This is a genomic window from Curtobacterium sp. MCPF17_011 (assembly GCF_003234145.1).
Classification (GTDB): domain Bacteria; phylum Actinomycetota; class Actinomycetes; order Actinomycetales; family Microbacteriaceae; genus Curtobacterium.
Genome location: NZ_QKSK01000005.1, coordinates 76,673 through 93,966, shown reverse-complemented (window position 1 = coordinate 93,966; position 17,294 = coordinate 76,673). Strand labels below are relative to the sequence as shown.

Genomic DNA, 17,294 nt, shown 5'->3' with positions numbered 1-17,294 from the left:
CCTCGGTTCAGTTGAAGTCGGCGACGAGGTTCATGAGCTGGCGCGGCAGGAAGCCCGCGATCGCCACTGCCCAGAGCACGAGGACGACCCAGAACATGGCGCGCTGGTACTTCGGCCCCTTCGACCAGAAGTCGATGAGGATGATCCGCAGCCCGTTGAACGCGTGGAACACGATGGCGGCGACGAGGGCGATCTCGCCCAGGTTCATCAGCGGCGTCTTGTACGTGCCGATGACGGCGTTGTAGGCCTCGGGCGAGAGCCGGACCAGTGCCGTGTCGAGGATGTGCACCAGCAGGAAGAAGTAGATGGCGACGCCGGTGATCCGGTGCAGCACCCACGACCACATCCCGATCGAGCCGCGGTAGAGCGTGCCCTGCGGCGCTCGCGTCCGAGGTGCGTCGATCGACGTACCGTCGATGGTCACCTGCGGGGTGGCTGTCGCCGTCCCGCCTGCGGTCTGCTCGGCCATGAGCTCGCCTTCCCGTAGGGCCGGCGCACCGATCGGCGCGCCGTTGCCGTCGTGTTCGTGTGGAACGACACCATCCTACGTCCGGGCACCGACGTTCTCGTGCCACCCGGTGCGGGCGGTGCGGGGCACGGCCGGCGGAGCCCCGATCGTCCGCGCCGTCTCGTGGTGGGCGAGCAACTCGTCACCGACCGACTCCCACGTCGTGCCCTCGACCCGAAGCCGACCCGCGGAGCCCATCCGCTCGGCGAGTGCCCGGTCGGCGTGCAACCGCGCCACCGCCGCGCGGAGCGCCAGCGGCGCTGCCGGGTCGTACAGCTCGCCGTCCAGACCCGGCGACACCAGGTCGAGCGGTCCGCCGGCGGCCGGGGCCACCACCGGCAGGCCGGCCGCGTGGGCCTCCTGCAGGGTCTGCCCGAACGTCTCAGCGGCCCCGGTGTGCACGAACACGTCGAGCATCGCGTACGCGTCCGCCAGCGCATCGGCGCGCAGCGGACCGGTGAAGGTCACGTCCAGGTGGCGCAGGCGCCGCTCGAGCAGCGCCCGGGAGGGACCCCCTCCTGCGACCACGACCCGGATGCCCGGCATGCCGCCGAGTTCCGCGAGCCGTTCGACCTCCTTCTCCGGTGCCAGCCGACCCACGTAGCCGACGACGGTCTCCCCGTTCGGGGCGATCCGCCGGCGCAGGGCCCGGACGTGGGCGGAGGAGCGACGGTCCGGGTGGAAGAGGGCCGTGTCCACACCACGACCCCAGCGGGCCACCCGTGGGACGCCCGCTTCCGCGAGCATCGCGGCCGTCGCCGAGGACGGCGCCAGCGTCAGCGACGCTCCCGCGTGGATGCGCCCGAGGACCCGGCGGACCAGTGGGGCCGCTGCGGACAGGCCGTTCCGTTGTGCGAACCCGGCCACGTCGGTCTGGAAGACGGCGACGGAGGGGATGCCGAGCCTCCCGGCCGCCGTGATCGCGCGCCCACCCAACAGGAAGGGGCTGGCGGCGTGCAGCACGTCCGCGCCCGAGGCGGCGAGGATCGTGTCGAGGACCGGGTGCGGGAGCGCGACCGGGAACTGCCGGTACGCGACCGCGGGGATCCGGTGCACGTCGAAGCCCAGGTGCCGCTCCTGCTCGGAGCGCGACCGCCAGGCCGCCAGGCCGGGGGTGTCCGGGGCGATGACGACGGCCCGGTGGCCGCGACGTCGCAGGTGTTCGAGCACCGCGAGGACGCTCGTGGTGACGCCGTTGAGGGTGGGCAGGAAGCTCTCGGTCACGACGGCGACGGTCCGGGGGGACTCGTTGCCTCGCTCCACGCTGCGTGCGTTCATGGCACGGCCCATGCTCACGCCGACGCGTGGACGACCGGGGGGTGCGACGTGAACGCGGTGCGCGCGAGGGGTGAACAGACCGTGCGCCGACACCGGGGTCGTCCACGACACGTCCAGACGACGCGCAGCTGCCGCATGGGTGCGCCGGTACGGTGGGCGCGTGACGGACGCACTCGACGACTTCTACGCGATCATCCCGGCCGGCGGCATCGGATCGCGCCTGTGGCCGCTCTCGCGCGCCGACGCCCCGAAGTTCCTGCACGACCTGACTGGTTCCGGGTCGTCCCTGCTGCGGCAGACATGGGACCGGCTCGAGCCGCTCGCCGGACCCGACCGCATCATGGTCGTCACCGGCCGCGCCCACCGCGTCGCCGTCGAGTCGCAGCTCCCCGGGGTCGAGGACCACAACGTCGTGCTCGAGAGCGAGCCCAAGGACTCCACCGCGGCGATCGGCTTGGCCGCCGCGGTCCTGCACCGCCGCGAGCCCGACGTCGTGATCGGCTCGTTCGCCGCCGACCACGTGATCGGCGACGCCCGCGGGTTCCGCCGGTCCGTCCGCGAAGCCGTCGCCGCCGCCCGCGCCGGGTTCATCACGACGATCGGCATCACGCCCTCCGAGCCGGCCATCGGCTTCGGCTACATCCACGCCGCCGACGAGTCGCTCGACGTCGCGGGCGCGACCACCGCACACGCCGTCCGGTCCTTCGTCGAGAAGCCCGACCTGAAGACCGCGAAGAAGTACGTCGCCGACGGGTCGTACCTCTGGAACGCGGGCATGTTCATCAGCCGCGCCGATGTGCTCCTCGCCGAGATCGGGCGCAACGAGCCCGAGCTGCTGGCCGGCATCGAGGAGCTCGCCGCCGCGTGGGACACCTCCGCGCGCGGGATCGTGGTCGACCGCATCTGGCCGACCCTGAAGAAGATCGCGATCGACTACACCGTCGCCGAGCCCGCAGCCGCCGCCGGACGCATGGCGGTCGTGCCCGGCGACTTCGACTGGGACGACGTCGGCGACTTCGCCTCGCTCGCGAAGCTGCAGTCCGGTGGGCGCAAGAACAACCTGGCCGTGCTGGGCGACAACGCCCGCATCCTGGCCGACTCGGCGAGCGGCATCGTCGTGTCGCAGAGCAACCGGCTGATCTCGCTGATCGGGGTCGAGGACATCGTCGTCGTCGACACCCCGGACGCGCTGCTCGTCACCACGAGCGCGAACGCGCAGCGGGTCAAGGGCGTGGTGGACGCGCTGAAGATCAGTGGGCGGGACGACGTGCTCTGAGGAGCGCCCGTCAGCGTGCCAGGAGTGGCATGCCGCACTACCGTGGGTGGTCGCAGCGGGGGGCCGCGGGTGACCTGGGGGGAGCAGATGGTCGACATCGAGTACGACGACGGGGATGTGTCGACGGGGACGCGTCATCGTCGGCTGGCCGCAGCACTCCTGATGCTCACACTGTTCAGCGGCGCGGTCGCTGGCTGCGCGCAACACACGACCCCCGGACCGCAATCGGACGGCACCCCCGTCGTGGATTCCGAGAGCGCGCAGCAACGGATCGTCGAGGTCGTCGACGACGCGACCGAGCGTCTCGGTGGCGACTGGCGCGTGCGCTCGGGGCCGGACTACGCCGAGGCGTGCGAACTGCGGAACGGCGATCGCGGAGCGGAGTGGACCTTCTTCGTCACGCGCGCGCAGATCGGAGACGTCGCCGCAGACGTCGCGAAGGTCGAAGCGCGTTGGAGAGAGCAGGGCATGTCCGTCGATCGCTGGGGAACCAAGACCGAGCCGACGGTCGTGGGCCGCGGCGGCGATCGCACCGACTCCATCAGCTTCTCCGTCGCGCCGGACCTGTACGTGATCCAGAGCGTATCGCTCTGCTTCCCTGGCGATGCCGATGAACTCTGACCGAGTACGCCGCAGAGCGAGCGGGTCGTTGGCGACGGCGAGTACCGCAGCCCTGGTGCTCGGGGTGGTCCTGCTGCTGACCGGGTGTCGTCCGGCAGGCGTGCCCGAGCCGACACCTCCGGCGACACCGGCGGTGAACGAGCGCGACGCGAAGCAGCAGATGATCAACGCCGTGGACGACCTGACCGGACGCCTGGGCGGAGACTGGCGGCAGGGGACCGGTCCGGTCGGGGACGTCTCGAGCGACCTCGCCGAGGTCGAGGGGCTGTGGAAGCAGCAGGGCATGACCATCCAGCGCTGGGGATTCACCGCTCATCCGACCATCGTGGGTCGTAGTGGGGACGCCACCGACTCGATCAGTCTCTCGGTTGCTGACCAGCAGTACGGGATCCAGGCACTGTCGCGGTGCTTCGCGGGAGACCCCGATGAACTCTGACCTGGCCACTCCACGACGTTGGACCGCTGCCACGCTGGGCGTGCTCGTCGTCGGCACGCTCGTCGGCTGTGCGTCCCCCGCTCCGGCACCGCCCGGGAACGAGACCGCGGCACCGGTCGTCGATCAGGTCACCGCGCAACGGCAGATGGTCGCCGCGGTCGACGAGACGACCACCGCGCTGGGCGGCGCGTGGCAGCACGAGACCGGCCCCGAGTACGCCGAGGACTGCGGACTGCCGAACGGGGACCAGGGGGCACAGTGGCGTTTCCTCGTCACGCGTCCCTCGGTCGGCGAGGTCGCGTCGGACGTGGCCGCGACGGAGGCCCGGTGGCGGAAGCAGGGCATGTCGATCGACCACTGGGGCACGGCCGACGAGCCGACGATCACGGGACGCGGCGGTGGGACGACGAAGTCGATCAGCCTCTCGGTCGCGAAGGACCTGTACGGCGTCGAGGCCGTCTCGCTCTGCTTCCCGGGGGACGCCGATGAACTGTGAGACCGTGATCCGCCGGCGCCGCCGCTGGCAAGCGGGGGCTGTCGGGCTCGGCACTCTCGTCGTCCTGGCGCTCGTCGGCTGCACTGCGCACGCACCGGCACCCGAACCGACGACGACCCGGGCACCGACCGTGAACCGGGACGTCGCGCAGCAGCAGATGGTCGACGACGTCGAGGCGGTCACCGGCCGTCTCGGCGGGAGGTGGCAGCCGCGGACCGGCCCCGACTACCTGGAGGACTGCCGGCTCCCCGGCGGCGACCAGGGTGCGAAGTGGCGGTACCTCGTCACCCGCGCGGGCACCGGGCGACGCGGCCGGCGACGTCGCTGCGACCGAGGCATGGTGGCAGCACCAGGGGATGGCGATCGACTGGGGGATGACGATCGACCACTGGGGGACGGCGGACCGCCCGACCATCGTGGGTCGTGGTGGCGGGCGGACCGACTCGATCCGGCTGACGGTGTCGGAGGGGCAGTACGCGGTCCAGGCTCTCTCGCTGTGCTTCCCCGGCGACGCGGACGAGGACTTCTGAACCACCCTGCGGACCGGCGGATGTGCGGGATGCCTGCACGATCCTCCAGACCGGGGCCCGGCTGTAGCGCTCCATCACGAAACCCCGCGAACTGGGGTCACGGACGAGCCATCGCGTTTCCGGCGCGTTACGACGCGGTCGCGATCGCGTAACCGATGTCGGAGGGGCTCCGGACCGGTCCTGTACCGCCCGGCCGGTCGTGTACTGTCCTCACGATCGCCCGGTGCGCAGTGACTCCGGGCCGACTCCCGATCTCCCCGGAGGAACCCCCGTGTCATCTCGTACCCGCCGCGTCGCCATGAGCGGCCTCGCGCTCGTCGGCACCGTCGCCGTGCTCGCCGGCTGCGCATCCGCACCGTCCGACTCGACATCGTCCAAGAAGTCCGACTTCCTGCCCTGCATGGTGTCCGACGCGGGCGGCTTCGACGACAAGTCGTTTAACCAGCTCGGCTTCGAGGGCATGAAGGACGCCGCGTCCGAGCTCGGTGCCCAGTACAAGGACGCCGAGTCCAAGGACGCCACCGTCTACGACTCGAACATCCAGCAGCTCGTCAACCAGAACTGCAACCTCATCGTCACGGTCGGCTTCAACCTCGCCGCCTCGACGAAGAAGCAGGCCGCGGCGAACCCCGACACCGACTTCGCGATCATCGACGACAACTCGATCGACGCGAAGAACGTCAAGCCGATCACCTTCGACACCTCGCAGGCGGCGTTCCTCGCCGGCTACGCGGCCGCGTCGTACTCGAAGTCCGGCACCGTCGGTACCTTCGGCGGCATGCAGATCCCGACCGTCACCATCTTCATGGACGGCTTCGCGGACGGCGTCGCGTACTACAACGAGCAGAAGAAGAAGGACGTCAAGGTCGTCGGCTGGGACGTCGAGAGCCAGAAGGGCTCCTTCACCGGTGGCTTCGAGGCCGGCACCCAGGCGAAGTCGGTCGCGCAGTCGCTGCTCGACCAGGACGCCGACGTGATCCTGCCCGTCGGTGGCCCGATCTACCAGTCCGCCGCGGAGGCGATCAAGGACGCCGACAACGGCTCCGTCCTCATCGGCGCGGACAGCGACCTCTACGAGGCCGACCCCCGCTACAAGGACATCGCCTTCACCTCCATCGAGAAGGGCATGAAGCCCGCGGTCAAGGACGTCGTCGAGCAGGCCGCGAAGGGCAACTACTCGAAGACCCCCTACGTCGGCACGCTGAAGAACGACGGCGTCGGCATCGCGCCGTTCCACGACTACGAGTCCAAGGTCGACTCGGGTCTGCAGGGTGAGCTCGACGAGATCAAGGCCGGCATCATCGACGGCTCGGTCAAGGTCGACACCGAGGCATCCGTCAAGTAGTCCGACGAACGCGGGCGGGGGATCACTCCTCCGCCCGCGTTCTCGCGCGCACGGGGACCCGTGCGCGCCCGAGACAGAAATAGACTCACCGACATGAAGCTCGAACTCCGCGGCATCACGAAGCGGTTCGGCAGCCTGGTCGCCAACGACCACATCTCGATCACCGTCGAACCGGGCGAGGTGCACTGTCTCCTCGGCGAGAACGGTGCGGGCAAGTCGACCCTGATGAACGTCCTCTACGGCATGTACCAGGCCGAGGAGGGCGAGATCCTGCTCGACGACGTCGTCCAGCACTTCGACGGACCGGGCGACGCCATGCGCTCCGGCATCGGCATGGTGCACCAGCACTTCATGCTCGTCCCCGTCTTCACCGTGGCCGAGAACGTCATGCTCGGGCAGGAGGAGACGGCGTTCGGTGGCCGTCTCGACCTCGCCGGTGCCCGCAGACGTGTCCGTGAGATCTCCGAGCGGTTCGGGTTCGACGTCGACCCCGACGCCCGGGTCGAAGACCTGCCGGTCGGTGTCCAGCAGCGTGTCGAGATCATCAAGGCGCTCTCCCGTGACGCCTCCGTGCTGGTGTTCGACGAGCCGACGGCCGTCCTCACCCCGCAGGAGACCGACGAGCTGATGGGCATCATGCGCCAGCTCCGCGAGGCCGGCACCGCCATCGTCTTCATCACGCACAAGCTCCGCGAGGTCCGTGAGGTCGCCGACCGCATCACCGTGATCCGCCTCGGCAAGGTCGTGGGGGAAGCGTCCCCGACCGCGTCGAACAGCGAGCTCGCGGCGCTGATGGTCGGCCGCAGCGTCGAACTCGTCGTCGAGAAGGCCCCGGCCACCCCGGGCGAAGCGGCCCTGGTCGTCGAGGGTCTCACCGTCACCGACCCCACCGGCCTCGTGCTGGTCGACGACGTCTCGTTCACGGTCCGCCGGGGTGAGGTGCTCGCGATCGCGGGCGTGCAGGGCAACGGCCAGACCGAGCTGACCGAGGCGATCATGGGCCTCGAGCCGGTGCGCTCCGGCCGGATCACCCTGGACGGGCGCGAGGTCACCGGCCGCAGTGTCAAGCAGATCCTGGACGCCGGTGTCGGGTTCGTCCCCGAGGACCGCAAGGAAGACGGTCTGGTCGGCGAGTTCACGATCGCCGAGAACCTCATGCTCGACCGCGCCGACGCCGCCGACTTCGTCCGTGCCGGCACCATCCGCGCCGCCGAGCGGGACGCCTTCGCCGACGAGAAGATCGCCGAGTTCGACATCCGCACGCCCGGCCGTACCACCGCGGCCGGCCGGCTCTCCGGCGGCAACCAGCAGAAGATCGTCCTGGCCCGCGAACTGAGCCGCCCCCTGCGACTCTTCGTCGCCGCGCAGCCCACCCGTGGCATCGACGTCGGCTCGATCGAGTTCGTCCACAAGCGCATCGTCGAGACCCGCGACAGCGGCGTCCCGGTGATCGTCGTCTCCACCGAGCTCGACGAAGTCGTCGCGCTCGCCGACCGGATCGCCGTGATGTACCGCGGCGCGATCGTCGGCATCGTCCCCGCGTCCACACCCCGGGACGTCCTCGGACTCATGATGGCGGGCGAACTGCCCGCAGGAACGGAGCTCGCCGCGTGAGCGACCCCACGCCGCAGCACGACGGCACCACGCCGTCGGACCGCACCACACCCACCCACGCGACCACGGGCCTCCCGGCCGACGCCGACACGACGCGTGCCGACACGGCGCGTGCCGACGTGACCCCCGCCGTCGACGACCGCCTGCAGGAGGTCACCGGCGCACCGCACCTGATGACCGACTCGGCGACCGACAGCGAGCGCCGCGAAGGACGCTGGAGCGACGCGCTGCGGAGCATCGTGAACGGCTCGGTCCTGACCACCGTCCTCGCAGTGGTCCTGGCCCTCGTCGCCAGCGGTGTCCTCATCGCCCTCACCGACAAGGACGTCCAGGCCGCAGCCGGGTACTTCTTCGCCCGTCCGCTCGACACGCTCCGGGCGGTCGGGACGGCCGTCGGTGGCTCGTACTCGTCGCTGTTCCAGGGCTCGGTCATCAACTTCGGTGCCCCGTCGTTCGCGACCGCGATCGCCCCGATCACGCGCTCCGTCGACTACGCGGTGCCGCTCATCGCCGCCGGTCTCGGCGTCGCGGTGGCGTTCCGCACGGGGCTGTTCAACATCGGTGGCCAGGGACAGGTCCTGATGGCCGCCGCGGCCGCCGGTTGGGTCGGGTTCTCGTTCGACCTGCCAGCCGTCGTGCACATCCCGCTCACGATCCTCGCCGGCATCGTCGGCGGTGCGGTGTGGGCAGGCATCGTCGGGCTCCTCAAGGCCCGGACCGGTGCCAACGAGGTCGTCCTGACGATCATGCTCAACTACGTCGCCCTGTACCTGGTGAGCTTCATGCTCCGCACCCCCGGCCTCCTGCAGGCCGGCGGCAGCCCGAACCCGATCTCGCCGGCGACCCGCGACTCGGCGGTCCTGCCGTCGCTGTTCGGCTCGCGGTTCGGCATCGACCTCGGCTTCATCGTCGCCCTCATCGCGGTCGTCGTCGTGTGGTGGCTGATGAACAAGTCGTCGCTCGGGTTCCGCTTCCGCACGGTGGGCGAGAACCCCCGTGCCGCTCGCGTCGCCGGCATGAGCGTCCCGATGCTGACCATCTGGGTGATGGTCATCTCGGGTGCCCTCATCGGCATCGCCGGCGCCTACCAGGTCGAGGGAGCCGTCACGACCGGCTTCACCTCGGGCATCGACGCCGGCATCGGGTTCGACGCGATCACCGTCGCGCTGCTCGGCCGCTCGAAGCCGTGGGGCACCTTCTGGGCCGCGATCCTGTTCGGGGTGCTCAAGAACGGTGGCTACGCCATGCAGGCCGCCAACGGCATCCCGATCGACATCGTCGGCGTCATCCAGGCCCTCATCGTCCTGTTCATCGCGGCCCCGCCGCTCGTCCGCGCGGTCTTCCGGATCCCGCAGCCGGGCGCTCGGCGTCGCACCCCGAAGAGCACCAAGCGGAAGGCGGTCGCCGCGTGAGCACCCTCAGTCCCACCGCGGTCCCGGCGACCCCCGTCGCCGACCGAGCCGTCGAGACCACCCGCAGCTGGAAGGCGCCGATCGCGTTCGCCGTGTTCTCGGTGCTCGCCGCCGTGCTGTTCCTCGGCGTCCGCCGTGGCGGTACGACCACGTTCCGACTCGCCAACGCCGGTGACTTCGTGCAGCTGCCGAACGTCGGTCTGCCGTCGCTGGCGACCGGCGTGGTCGTCGTCGTCCTGCTGTCGTTGGGCACCGCCGTCGCCTTCTTCCTCGTCGGGCGGTACCGTCCGGTGCCGCTGTGGCTGACGAGCGTCTTCGCGGTCGTCTTCGTCGTCGGGTTCCTCACCTGGGCAGCCGCCGGCAAGACGATCCCGCTGCCCGGCCTGTTGGTCGGCGCGATCGGCCTCAGCGTCCCGCTGGTGTTCGGCGCCCTCGGCGGGGTCATCTCCGAGCGCGTCGGCGTCGTGAACATCGCCATCGAGGGGCAGTTCCTCGCCGGTGCGTTCACCTCGGCGCTCATCGCCTCGCTGACCGGGTCCGCCTGGGTCGGGTTGATCGGTGCGCTCATCGCGGGTGTGCTCGTGTCGTTCGTCCTCGCGGCGTTCAGCATCAAGTACCTCGTCGACCAGGTCATCGTCGGTGTGGTCATCAACGCGTTCATCTCCGGGCTCACCGGGTTCCTGTACTCACAGGTGCTCTCGCCGTCCGAGACGACGCTGAACATCGGCATCCGCTTCCCGAAGACCGAGATCCCGGTGCTGCACCAGATCCCGGTGATCGGTCCGGTGTTCTTCGAGCAGACCGTCATCGTCTACTTGGCGTACATCGCGGTGGCCCTGGTGACCTTCGCCCTGTTCAAGACCCGCTGGGGCCTCCGCCTCCGCGCGGTCGGCGAGCACCCGGAGGCGGCGGACACCGTCGGCATCAACGTCACCGGCACCCGCTTCTGGAACGTCTCGCTCGCCGGTGCGATCGCGGGTCTGGGCGGCGCCTACTTCACGCTCGACGCGGTCGGTCCGTTCACGAAGGACATGACGGCGGGCGCGGGCTACATCGCCCTGGCCGCGGTCATCTTCGGCCGGTGGGACCCGATCAAGGCGACGCTGGCAGCCCTGCTGTTCGGCTTCGCGTCGAACCTGCAGAACACGCTCGGTGCGATCAACTCGCCGGTGCCGAGCGAGTTCCTGCTGATGCTGCCCTACGTCGTGACGATCTTCGCGGTCGCCGGTCTGGTCGGGCAGTCGCGCGGTCCGGCGGCGTCCGGCAAGCCCTACATCAAGAACTGAGCTGATCGGCGGGACACCGGTGTCCGTCGGTCGAACCGCGTCGACACGCGGTTCGATGGACCGACACCGGTGTCCCGCTGTACGACACCGCACGACGGCGCGCGAGAGCGCGCGACACCGCACCACGCACGGGAGGCACGCCACATGACCGACACGAACGCTGCGGGAGACCACGGGGCCGGCACCGACCCCGAGACCGGCGAGCCGGTCTGGACGGACCCGGCCACGAGCCTCCCGGCCGACGCCGAGGCACCGATCGACGGGAGCGCCCAGGTCGACGTCGACGTGGACTGGGATGCTCTCCGCGAGGCGGCCACGACCGCGATGGGCCGCGCCTACGTGCCGTACTCGTCCTTCCCGGTGGGGGCCGCGGCGCTCACAGACGACGGCCGGATCGTCTCCGGCTGCAACGTCGAGAACGCCTCGTACGGTGTGACCCTGTGCGCCGAGTGCTCGCTCGTGTCGCAGCTGTTCATGACCGGCGGCGGCAAGCTCGTCGCGTTCACCTGCGTCGACGGCGACGGGGCGACCCTGATGCCGTGCGGCCGCTGTCGCCAGCTGCTGTTCGAGCACTCCACCGAGGGCATGCTCCTCGAGACGGTCTCGGGCATCCGAACCATCGACGAGGTCCTGCCGGACGCCTTCGGCCCGCGGACCCTCGCCACCTACCGGCAGGAGCACTGACATGGCCGTCGAGCCGTTCGACACCGTCGACCTCATCCGCACGAAGCGCTCCAGCGGGACCCTGTCCACCGCCGAGATCGACTGGCTCGTCGACGCGTACACGCGCGGCTACGTCGGCGACGAGCAGATGGCCGCGCTCGCGATGGCGATCTTCCTCAACGGCATGGAGCGTCGGGAGATCCGGGACCTCACGCTCGCGATGATCGCGTCGGGGGAGCGGATGTCGTTCGGCTCGCTCGGCAAGACCACGGTCGACAAGCACTCCACCGGAGGCGTCGGCGACAAGATCACCCTGCCGCTCGCGCCCCTCGTCGCCACGTTCGGCGTCGCGGTGCCGCAGCTCTCCGGCCGCGGGCTCGGGCACACGGGTGGCACGCTCGACAAGCTCGAGTCGATCCCGGGATGGCAGGCGGCGCTCTCGAACGAGCGCATGACGTCGGTGCTGCAGGACGTCGGTGCCGTCATCTGCGCCGCGGGCTCCGGCCTGGCACCCGCCGACAAGAAGCTCTACGCCCTCCGTGACATCACCGGCACGGTCGAGTGCATCCCGCTCATCGCGTCGAGCATCATGTCGAAGAAGATCGCCGAGGGCACTGCTGCGCTCGTCCTCGACGTGAAGTTCGGCTCCGGTGCGTTCATGGCGGACTTCGAGCAGTCGAAGCTCCTGGCGCAGACGATGGTCGACCTCGGCAAGGACGCCGGGGTCGCGACCTCGGCGCTCCTCACCGACATGGAGGTCCCGCTCGGCCTGACGATCGGCAACGCCCTCGAGGTCCGTGAGTCCGTCGAGGTCCTCGCCGGCGGCGGTCCCGCCGACGTCGTGTCGCTGACCCTCTCGCTCGCCGAGGAGATGCTGCGCCTGGCCGGGGTCACCGACGCCGACCCGGCCGCCGCACTCGCCGACGGCCGGGCGATGGACACCTGGCGGCGGATGATCGAGGCGCAGGGCGGCGACGCCTCGGTCGCACTGCCGGTCGCAGCGGAGACGCACGTCGTCACCGCCACCGAGTCCGGTGTGCTCACCACCCAGCAAGCGCTCCCCTTCGGCATCGCGGCCTGGCGCCTGGGTGCCGGACGGGCCCGGGCGCAGGACCCGGTGCAGGCCGGCGCCGGCATCGAGTTGCACGTCAAGCCGGGTGACACCGTCACCGCCGGCCAGCCGCTGTGGACGCTGCACACCGACGAGCCGGCCCGCTTCGAGCGGGCCCTCGAGTCGCTCGAGGGGGCCTGGTCGATCGGGGAGTCCGCGCCCGAGCGCGGACCGATCGTCCGCGAACGGATCCAGTAGCGGCCCGCCTGCCCGCATCGCACCATCCGGACTGGAGGCTCCCCACACGACGTGTGAGGAGCCTCCAGTGTCGTCGTCCACACCGTTGTCGACGGCGCCCTGCGGGGGCCGGTGACCACCGGTAGCCTTGGGCGCATGAGCGACGCCGCCCCCATCTACCGCCTGCCCGACGCCGGAGCGGTCATCAACGACCTCCCCAAGGTCTCGCTGCACGACCACCTGGACGGCGGCCTCCGCCCCGCGACGATCATCGAGCTCGCCGCGACCGACGGCGTCGAGCTGCCGACCACCGACCCGACCGAGCTCGCCACGTGGTTCGCCGACCAGGCGAACTCCGGCTCCCTGGTCGAGTACCTCAAGACCTTCGACGTGACCACCGCGGTCATGCAGACCGCAGCCGGTCTGACCCGCGTCGCGAAGGAGTTCGTCGAGGACCTCGTCGCGGACGGCGTCGTCTACGGTGAGATCCGCTGGGCGCCGGAGCAGCACCTGCAGCGTGGCCTGACCCTCGACCAGACGGTGGAAGCCGTGCAGGCCGGGATCGAGGAAGCGGTCGACGCCGCCGGCGGGTCCATCCGGATCGGCCAGCTCGTCACCGCCATGCGGCACGCCGACCGGTCGATGGAGATCGCCGAGCTCGCCGTCCGCCACCGCGACCACGGCGTCGTCGGCTTCGACATCGCCGGCGCCGAAGCCGGGTTCCCGGCGTCGGACCACCGTGCGGCGTTCGACTACCTGGCCTCCGAGCTGTTCCCGGTCACGGTGCACGCCGGTGAAGCCGACGGTCTCGCGTCGATCCGCTCGGCGCTCGTCGACGGTCGCGCACTGCGACTCGGCCACGGTGTCCGCGTGTTCGAGGACGTCTCGCTGGCGGACGGCGGCGACGGCTCGATGCTCGCCACCCTCGGCGAGGTCGCGTCCTGGGTCCGCGACCGTGAGATCCCGCTCGAGGTCTCGCCGTCCTCGAACCTGCAGACCGGCGCCATCGCCGCGTGGGGTGACGACCTGGCCGACCACCCCATCGACGTCCTGTACCAGCTCGGGTTCCGCGTCACGGTGAACACCGACAACCGCCTGATGAGCAACACCTCGCTGTCGAAGGAACTCGCGCTGCTGGCCGGCACGTTCGGCTACGACCTCGAGGACCTGGCCGCGTTCCAGATCAACGCCGCGCTCGGGACCTTCCTGCCGCTGGAGGACCGCGAGGAGATCATCGCCGCGATCACCGCCGGGTACGCGGAGGCCTGAGTCGATGGGCCTGCCGCCGCTGCCGGACCCGGCCGTCGTCCTCGGGGCGTCCGCGTCGTCGTGGCGTGACGCGCTGCGGACGGCCGGCGGCGCCCTCGTGGCCTCCGGCGCGACCACCGACGCGTACACCGACGCCATGATCGGCATGGTGGAGGAACACGGGGCGTACATCGTCATCTCGCCGGGGCTGGCGTTCGCGCACGCCCGGCCCGGGTCCAGCGTGCTGCGCGACGGTCTGGCGGTCGTGACCCTCGCCGCACCGGTCGTGTTCGGGCACCCGCACAACGACCCGGTCTCGGTCGTGCTCGGCCTGGCCGTGGCCGAGGTCGGGACGCACCTCGAGTCGATCGGCGCGATCGCGAACCTGTTCAACGACGCCTCGGTCACCGGGCGGCTCGCTGCCGCCGTCACGGCCGACGAGGTCCGGGCCATCATGGGAGTGACGACGGCATGAAGATCGTGACCATCTGCGGCGCGGGCATCGGTGCGAGCGCCATCCTCAAGGTGAACGCGGAGAAGGCGCTCGCCTCGCTCGGACTGACGGCCGAGGTCGTCGCGGCGGACGTCGCCTCGGTGCGGGACGTGTCCGACGACGCCAACGTGATCCTGACGAGCCAGGAGTTCGTCGAGGCCATCGGGACGACGTACGCCGAGGTCATCCTGATCCGGAACCACTTCGACCAGAGCGAGATCACGGCGGCTGTGGAGAAGGCGCTGGGCTGACCGGCCGCCCGGTACGATCGGCGCATGGTCAGCACCGAGAACCCCCTGAACGACCCCGCCGTCGACCCCTTCGACGTGGCCCGGGACGCCGCGGCAGTGATCGCTGAGCGGTCCGGTATCGAACGCCACGACGTCGCCCTGACGCTCGGCTCCGGCTGGGGCAAGGCCGCCGACCTGCTCGGGGAGACCGTCTCCGAGATCCCCGCGGCGGACGTCCCCGGGTTCAGTGCCTCGGCCGTCCCCGGGCACTCCGGCACTGTCCGGTCGATCCGTCTCGCCGACGGACGGCACGCGCTCGTCATCGGTGCCCGGACCCACTACTACGAGAACCACGGCGTGCGTCGCGTCGTGCACAGCGTGCGGACCGCCGCTGCCACGGGTGCCTCGGTCATGGTCCTCACCAACGGTGCCGGGGGCATCAAGGAGACCTGGACGCCCGGCACCCCGGTCCTCATCAGCGACCACATCAACCTGACCGCCGACAGCCCGCTCGAGGGTGCGACGTTCGTCGACCTGACCGACCTGTACTCGGCACGCCTCCGTGCGGTCGCGAAGTCCGTCGACCCGTCCCTCGACGAAGGCGTCTACACGCAGTTCCGCGGCCCGCACTACGAGACCCCGGCCGAGGTCCAGATGGCGAAAGCGATCGGCGGGCACATCGTCGGCATGTCGACGGCGCTCGAGGCCATCGCCGCTCGTCAGGCCGGCATGGAGATCCTCGGCTTCTCGCTCATCACGAACCTGGCAGCCGGCATCCAGAAGACGCCGCTGTCCCACACCGAGGTGCTCGAGGCCGGCAAGCAGGCCGAGCCGGTCATCGCCGACCTGCTCGCCCGCGTGGTGGCGGCACTGTGAGCGTCGTCGACACCGCCAGGGCCTGGATCGAGCAGGACCCCGACGACGAGACCCGGGCCGAGCTCCAGCAGCTCGTCGACGCCGGGGACACGGAGGAGCTCGCAGCCCGCTTCGCCGGACGGCTGGAGTTCGGCACCGCGGGCCTCCGGGCCGAGCTCGGAGCGGGTCCGCTCCGCATGAACCGCGTCGTCGTGACGCAGGCCGCCGCGGGGCTCGCCTGCTTCCTGATCGACTCCGGCCGCGATCGCAGCGTCGTCATCGGCTACGACGGCCGGGTCAACTCGGACGTCTTCGCGCGGGACTCGGCCGAGGTCATGCGCGGCCTGGGTCTCGACGTGACGCTGCTGCCCTCGGCGCTGCCGACACCGCTCGTCGCGTTCGCCGTCCGGCACCTGGGCGTCGGCGCGGGCGTCATGGTGACGGCGAGCCACAACCCGCCGCGGGACAACGGCTACAAGGTGTACCTCGGCGGGGACGACGAGGGCTCGCAGATCGTGCCGCCGGTCGACGGTGAGATCGCCGCCGCCATCGACGTCGTCGCATCCGGGGACATCCGCTCGCTCACCCGGGCGACGGACTACACCGTCGCCGATGCGTCGCTCGTCCAGGCCTACGTGGACGCGACGGCTGCGACCGTACCGGCCCCGGGCCTCCCGGCCGACGCGCAGCCGTCCGTCGTCTACACGGCCATGCACGGCGTCGGGTGGGAGACCGCCCGCGCGGTGTTCGCGCAGGCGGGCTTCCGCGAGCCGGCCGTCGTGCCGGAGCAGATCGAGCCGGACGGCGCCTTCCCGACCGTCTCGTTCCCGAACCCCGAGGAGCCGGGAGCCATGGACCTGGCGATCGCCCGGGGTGTCGCGGTGGGCGCCGACCTGGTGATCGCGAACGACCCGGACGCCGACCGACTGGCACTCGCGATCCCGGACGGCTCCGGCTCGTACCGGCGTCTCGCCGGCAACGAGGTCGGATGGCTCCTCGGCTGGCGCGCCGCCGCACGGGCCGCCGACGCCGGCGTGACCGGGGTGCTCGCCGCGTCGATCGTGAGCTCGCCCGCCCTCGCACGCGTCGCCGAGCAGTACGGACTCGGGCACCGGGACACGCTGACGGGCTTCAAGTGGGTGTCCCGCGTGCCCGACCTGCTCTTCGGGTACGAAGAGGCGCTCGGGTACCTGGTCGACCCGCAGGTCATCCGCGACAAGGACGGCATCTCCGCTGCACTGGAGCTGCTGTCGCTGGCGACCGAACTCGCTGCCGAGGGCAAGACCATCGCGGACCAGCTCGAGGCGTTCGCTGAGCGGTTCGGTGCCTTCGCCTCCGGGCAGGTGGCCACACGCGTGGACGACCTGTCACGCATCGGGGAGATCATGGCGTCGCTGCGGACGTCCACCCCGACGGACCTCGGCGGTGTCGAGATCACGTCGGTGACGGACTTCCTCGACGGGGTCGAGGGCTTCCCGCCGTCGGACATCCTGCGCTTCGACCTGGACGGTGGCGCGCGGGTCATCGTCCGCCCGAGTGGTACCGAGCCGAAGGTGAAGGTCTACATCGACACGGTCGCTGGGACCTCCGCCGAAGCCACCGCGCTGGCCGACCGTCTGGCCGCGGCCGTCCGCCCGCTGGTCTCGTAGGGCGCCGCGGCGCCGCGGCGCCGCCGCGTCGCCGCGTCGCCGCGTCGCGCCTGCGCCTGCGCCTGC

18 protein-coding genes are annotated in these 17,294 nt (G+C 70.9%); 16 read left to right on the top strand and 2 right to left on the bottom strand.

Features of this window, described 5'->3' with window-relative positions; genetic code table 11:
- Positions 1 to 7: 7 nt before the first annotated feature.
- Entirely contained in the window at positions 8 to 469 is a 462-nt protein-coding gene (gene sdhC / locus DEJ25_RS07810) for a succinate dehydrogenase, cytochrome b556 subunit (RefSeq protein WP_110902704.1), read from the bottom strand.
- A gap of 75 nt (positions 470 to 544) precedes the next feature.
- Complete coding sequence (locus DEJ25_RS07805; protein WP_258366446.1) at positions 545 to 1,786, bottom strand: glycosyltransferase family 1 protein; 1,242 nt, start codon at positions 1,784 to 1,786, stop codon at positions 545 to 547.
- A 160-nt stretch (positions 1,787 to 1,946) separates the two neighbouring features.
- Here DEJ25_RS07805 and DEJ25_RS07800 point away from each other — a divergent pair, with 160 nt between their 5' ends.
- The 16 genes from DEJ25_RS07800 to DEJ25_RS07730 all read left to right on the top strand — a co-directional run bounded on the left by DEJ25_RS07800 (position 1,947) and on the right by DEJ25_RS07730 (position 17,228).
- The gene (locus DEJ25_RS07800; protein ID WP_111044433.1) at positions 1,947 to 3,062 is read left to right on the top strand and encodes a mannose-1-phosphate guanylyltransferase; all 1,116 of its coding nucleotides are present in this window, start codon (positions 1,947 to 1,949) and stop codon (positions 3,060 to 3,062) included.
- Between the two features lie 87 nt (positions 3,063 to 3,149).
- The gene (locus DEJ25_RS07795) at positions 3,150 to 3,683 is read left to right on the top strand and encodes a hypothetical protein (protein ID WP_146240637.1); all 534 of its coding nucleotides are present in this window, start codon (positions 3,150 to 3,152) and stop codon (positions 3,681 to 3,683) included.
- A gap of 28 nt (positions 3,684 to 3,711) precedes the next feature.
- Positions 3,712 to 4,119 carry a hypothetical protein gene (locus DEJ25_RS07790; protein WP_111044339.1) on the top strand — a complete coding sequence of 136 codons (408 nt, stop codon included), beginning with the start codon at positions 3,712 to 3,714 and terminating at the stop codon, positions 4,117 to 4,119.
- Positions 4,109 to 4,615: a hypothetical protein gene (locus tag DEJ25_RS07785; RefSeq protein ID WP_146240636.1), complete on the top strand. Its 507-nt coding sequence runs from the start codon at positions 4,109 to 4,111 to the stop codon at positions 4,613 to 4,615. The genes DEJ25_RS07790 and DEJ25_RS07785 overlap by 11 nt, the downstream gene beginning before the upstream one ends.
- 356 nt (positions 4,616 to 4,971) lie before the next feature.
- The gene (locus DEJ25_RS16645; protein ID WP_181427375.1) at positions 4,972 to 5,145 is read left to right on the top strand and encodes a hypothetical protein; all 174 of its coding nucleotides are present in this window, start codon (positions 4,972 to 4,974) and stop codon (positions 5,143 to 5,145) included.
- A gap of 271 nt (positions 5,146 to 5,416) precedes the next feature.
- Positions 5,417 to 6,490: a BMP family protein gene (locus DEJ25_RS07780; RefSeq protein ID WP_111044337.1), complete on the top strand. Its 1,074-nt coding sequence runs from the start codon at positions 5,417 to 5,419 to the stop codon at positions 6,488 to 6,490.
- Positions 6,491 to 6,583: 93 nt separating this feature from the next.
- Entirely contained in the window at positions 6,584 to 8,104 is a 1,521-nt protein-coding gene (locus tag DEJ25_RS07775) for an ABC transporter ATP-binding protein (RefSeq protein WP_111044336.1), read from the top strand.
- Entirely contained in the window at positions 8,101 to 9,516 is a 1,416-nt protein-coding gene (locus DEJ25_RS07770; RefSeq protein WP_375334550.1) for an ABC transporter permease, read from the top strand. The genes DEJ25_RS07775 and DEJ25_RS07770 overlap by 4 nt, the downstream gene beginning before the upstream one ends.
- Positions 9,513 to 10,802 carry an ABC transporter permease gene (locus DEJ25_RS07765; RefSeq protein WP_111044335.1) on the top strand — a complete coding sequence of 430 codons (1,290 nt, stop codon included), beginning with the start codon at positions 9,513 to 9,515 and terminating at the stop codon, positions 10,800 to 10,802. Before DEJ25_RS07770 ends, DEJ25_RS07765 begins: the two co-directional genes overlap by 4 nt.
- A gap of 144 nt (positions 10,803 to 10,946) precedes the next feature.
- Entirely contained in the window at positions 10,947 to 11,486 is a 540-nt protein-coding gene (locus DEJ25_RS07760; protein WP_111044334.1) for a cytidine deaminase, read from the top strand.
- Position 11,487: 1 nt separating this feature from the next.
- Positions 11,488 to 12,774, top strand: coding sequence for a thymidine phosphorylase (locus DEJ25_RS07755; RefSeq protein WP_111044333.1), 1,287 nt, complete (start codon positions 11,488 to 11,490; stop codon positions 12,772 to 12,774).
- A 135-nt stretch (positions 12,775 to 12,909) separates the two neighbouring features.
- On the top strand, positions 12,910 to 14,022 hold the full coding sequence (locus DEJ25_RS07750) for an adenosine deaminase (protein ID WP_111044332.1): 1,113 nt from the start codon (positions 12,910 to 12,912) through the stop codon (positions 14,020 to 14,022).
- 4 nt (positions 14,023 to 14,026) lie between these two features.
- Entirely contained in the window at positions 14,027 to 14,476 is a 450-nt protein-coding gene (locus DEJ25_RS07745) for a PTS sugar transporter subunit IIA (RefSeq protein ID WP_110902717.1), read from the top strand.
- Complete coding sequence (locus DEJ25_RS07740; protein ID WP_111044331.1) at positions 14,473 to 14,745, top strand: PTS sugar transporter subunit IIB; 273 nt, start codon at positions 14,473 to 14,475, stop codon at positions 14,743 to 14,745. The genes DEJ25_RS07745 and DEJ25_RS07740 overlap by 4 nt, the downstream gene beginning before the upstream one ends.
- Positions 14,746 to 14,769: 24 nt before the next feature.
- A complete protein-coding gene (locus tag DEJ25_RS07735; protein WP_110902719.1) occupies positions 14,770 to 15,600 on the top strand; it encodes a purine-nucleoside phosphorylase in 831 nt (276 codons plus the stop codon).
- Entirely contained in the window at positions 15,597 to 17,228 is a 1,632-nt protein-coding gene (locus DEJ25_RS07730) for a phospho-sugar mutase (protein WP_111044330.1), read from the top strand. The genes DEJ25_RS07735 and DEJ25_RS07730 overlap by 4 nt, the downstream gene beginning before the upstream one ends.
- Positions 17,229 to 17,294 lie beyond the last annotated feature (66 nt).

What these genes read in the sequence shown, in the direction of transcription:
- sdhC (WP_110902704.1), bottom strand. Translation starts at nt 469, where the DNA reads ATGGCCGAGCAGACCGCAGGCGGGACGGCGACAGCCACCCCGCAGGTG.
- DEJ25_RS07805 (WP_258366446.1), bottom strand. Translation starts at nt 1,786, where the DNA reads ATGAACGCACGCAGCGTGGAGCGAGGCAACGAGTCCCCCCGGACCGTC.
- DEJ25_RS07795 (WP_146240637.1), top strand. Translation starts at nt 3,150, where the DNA reads ATGGTCGACATCGAGTACGACGACGGGGATGTGTCGACGGGGACGCGT.
- DEJ25_RS07785 (WP_146240636.1), top strand. Translation starts at nt 4,109, where the DNA reads ATGAACTCTGACCTGGCCACTCCACGACGTTGGACCGCTGCCACGCTG.
- DEJ25_RS16645 (WP_181427375.1), top strand. Translation starts at nt 4,972, where the DNA reads ATGGCGATCGACTGGGGGATGACGATCGACCACTGGGGGACGGCGGAC.
- DEJ25_RS07775 (WP_111044336.1), top strand. Translation starts at nt 6,584, where the DNA reads ATGAAGCTCGAACTCCGCGGCATCACGAAGCGGTTCGGCAGCCTGGTC.
- DEJ25_RS07760 (WP_111044334.1), top strand. Translation starts at nt 10,947, where the DNA reads ATGACCGACACGAACGCTGCGGGAGACCACGGGGCCGGCACCGACCCC.
- DEJ25_RS07755 (WP_111044333.1), top strand. Translation starts at nt 11,488, where the DNA reads ATGGCCGTCGAGCCGTTCGACACCGTCGACCTCATCCGCACGAAGCGC.
- DEJ25_RS07750 (WP_111044332.1), top strand. Translation starts at nt 12,910, where the DNA reads ATGAGCGACGCCGCCCCCATCTACCGCCTGCCCGACGCCGGAGCGGTC.
- DEJ25_RS07745 (WP_110902717.1), top strand. Translation starts at nt 14,027, where the DNA reads ATGGGCCTGCCGCCGCTGCCGGACCCGGCCGTCGTCCTCGGGGCGTCC.
- DEJ25_RS07740 (WP_111044331.1), top strand. Translation starts at nt 14,473, where the DNA reads ATGAAGATCGTGACCATCTGCGGCGCGGGCATCGGTGCGAGCGCCATC.
- DEJ25_RS07735 (WP_110902719.1), top strand. Translation starts at nt 14,770, where the DNA reads ATGGTCAGCACCGAGAACCCCCTGAACGACCCCGCCGTCGACCCCTTC.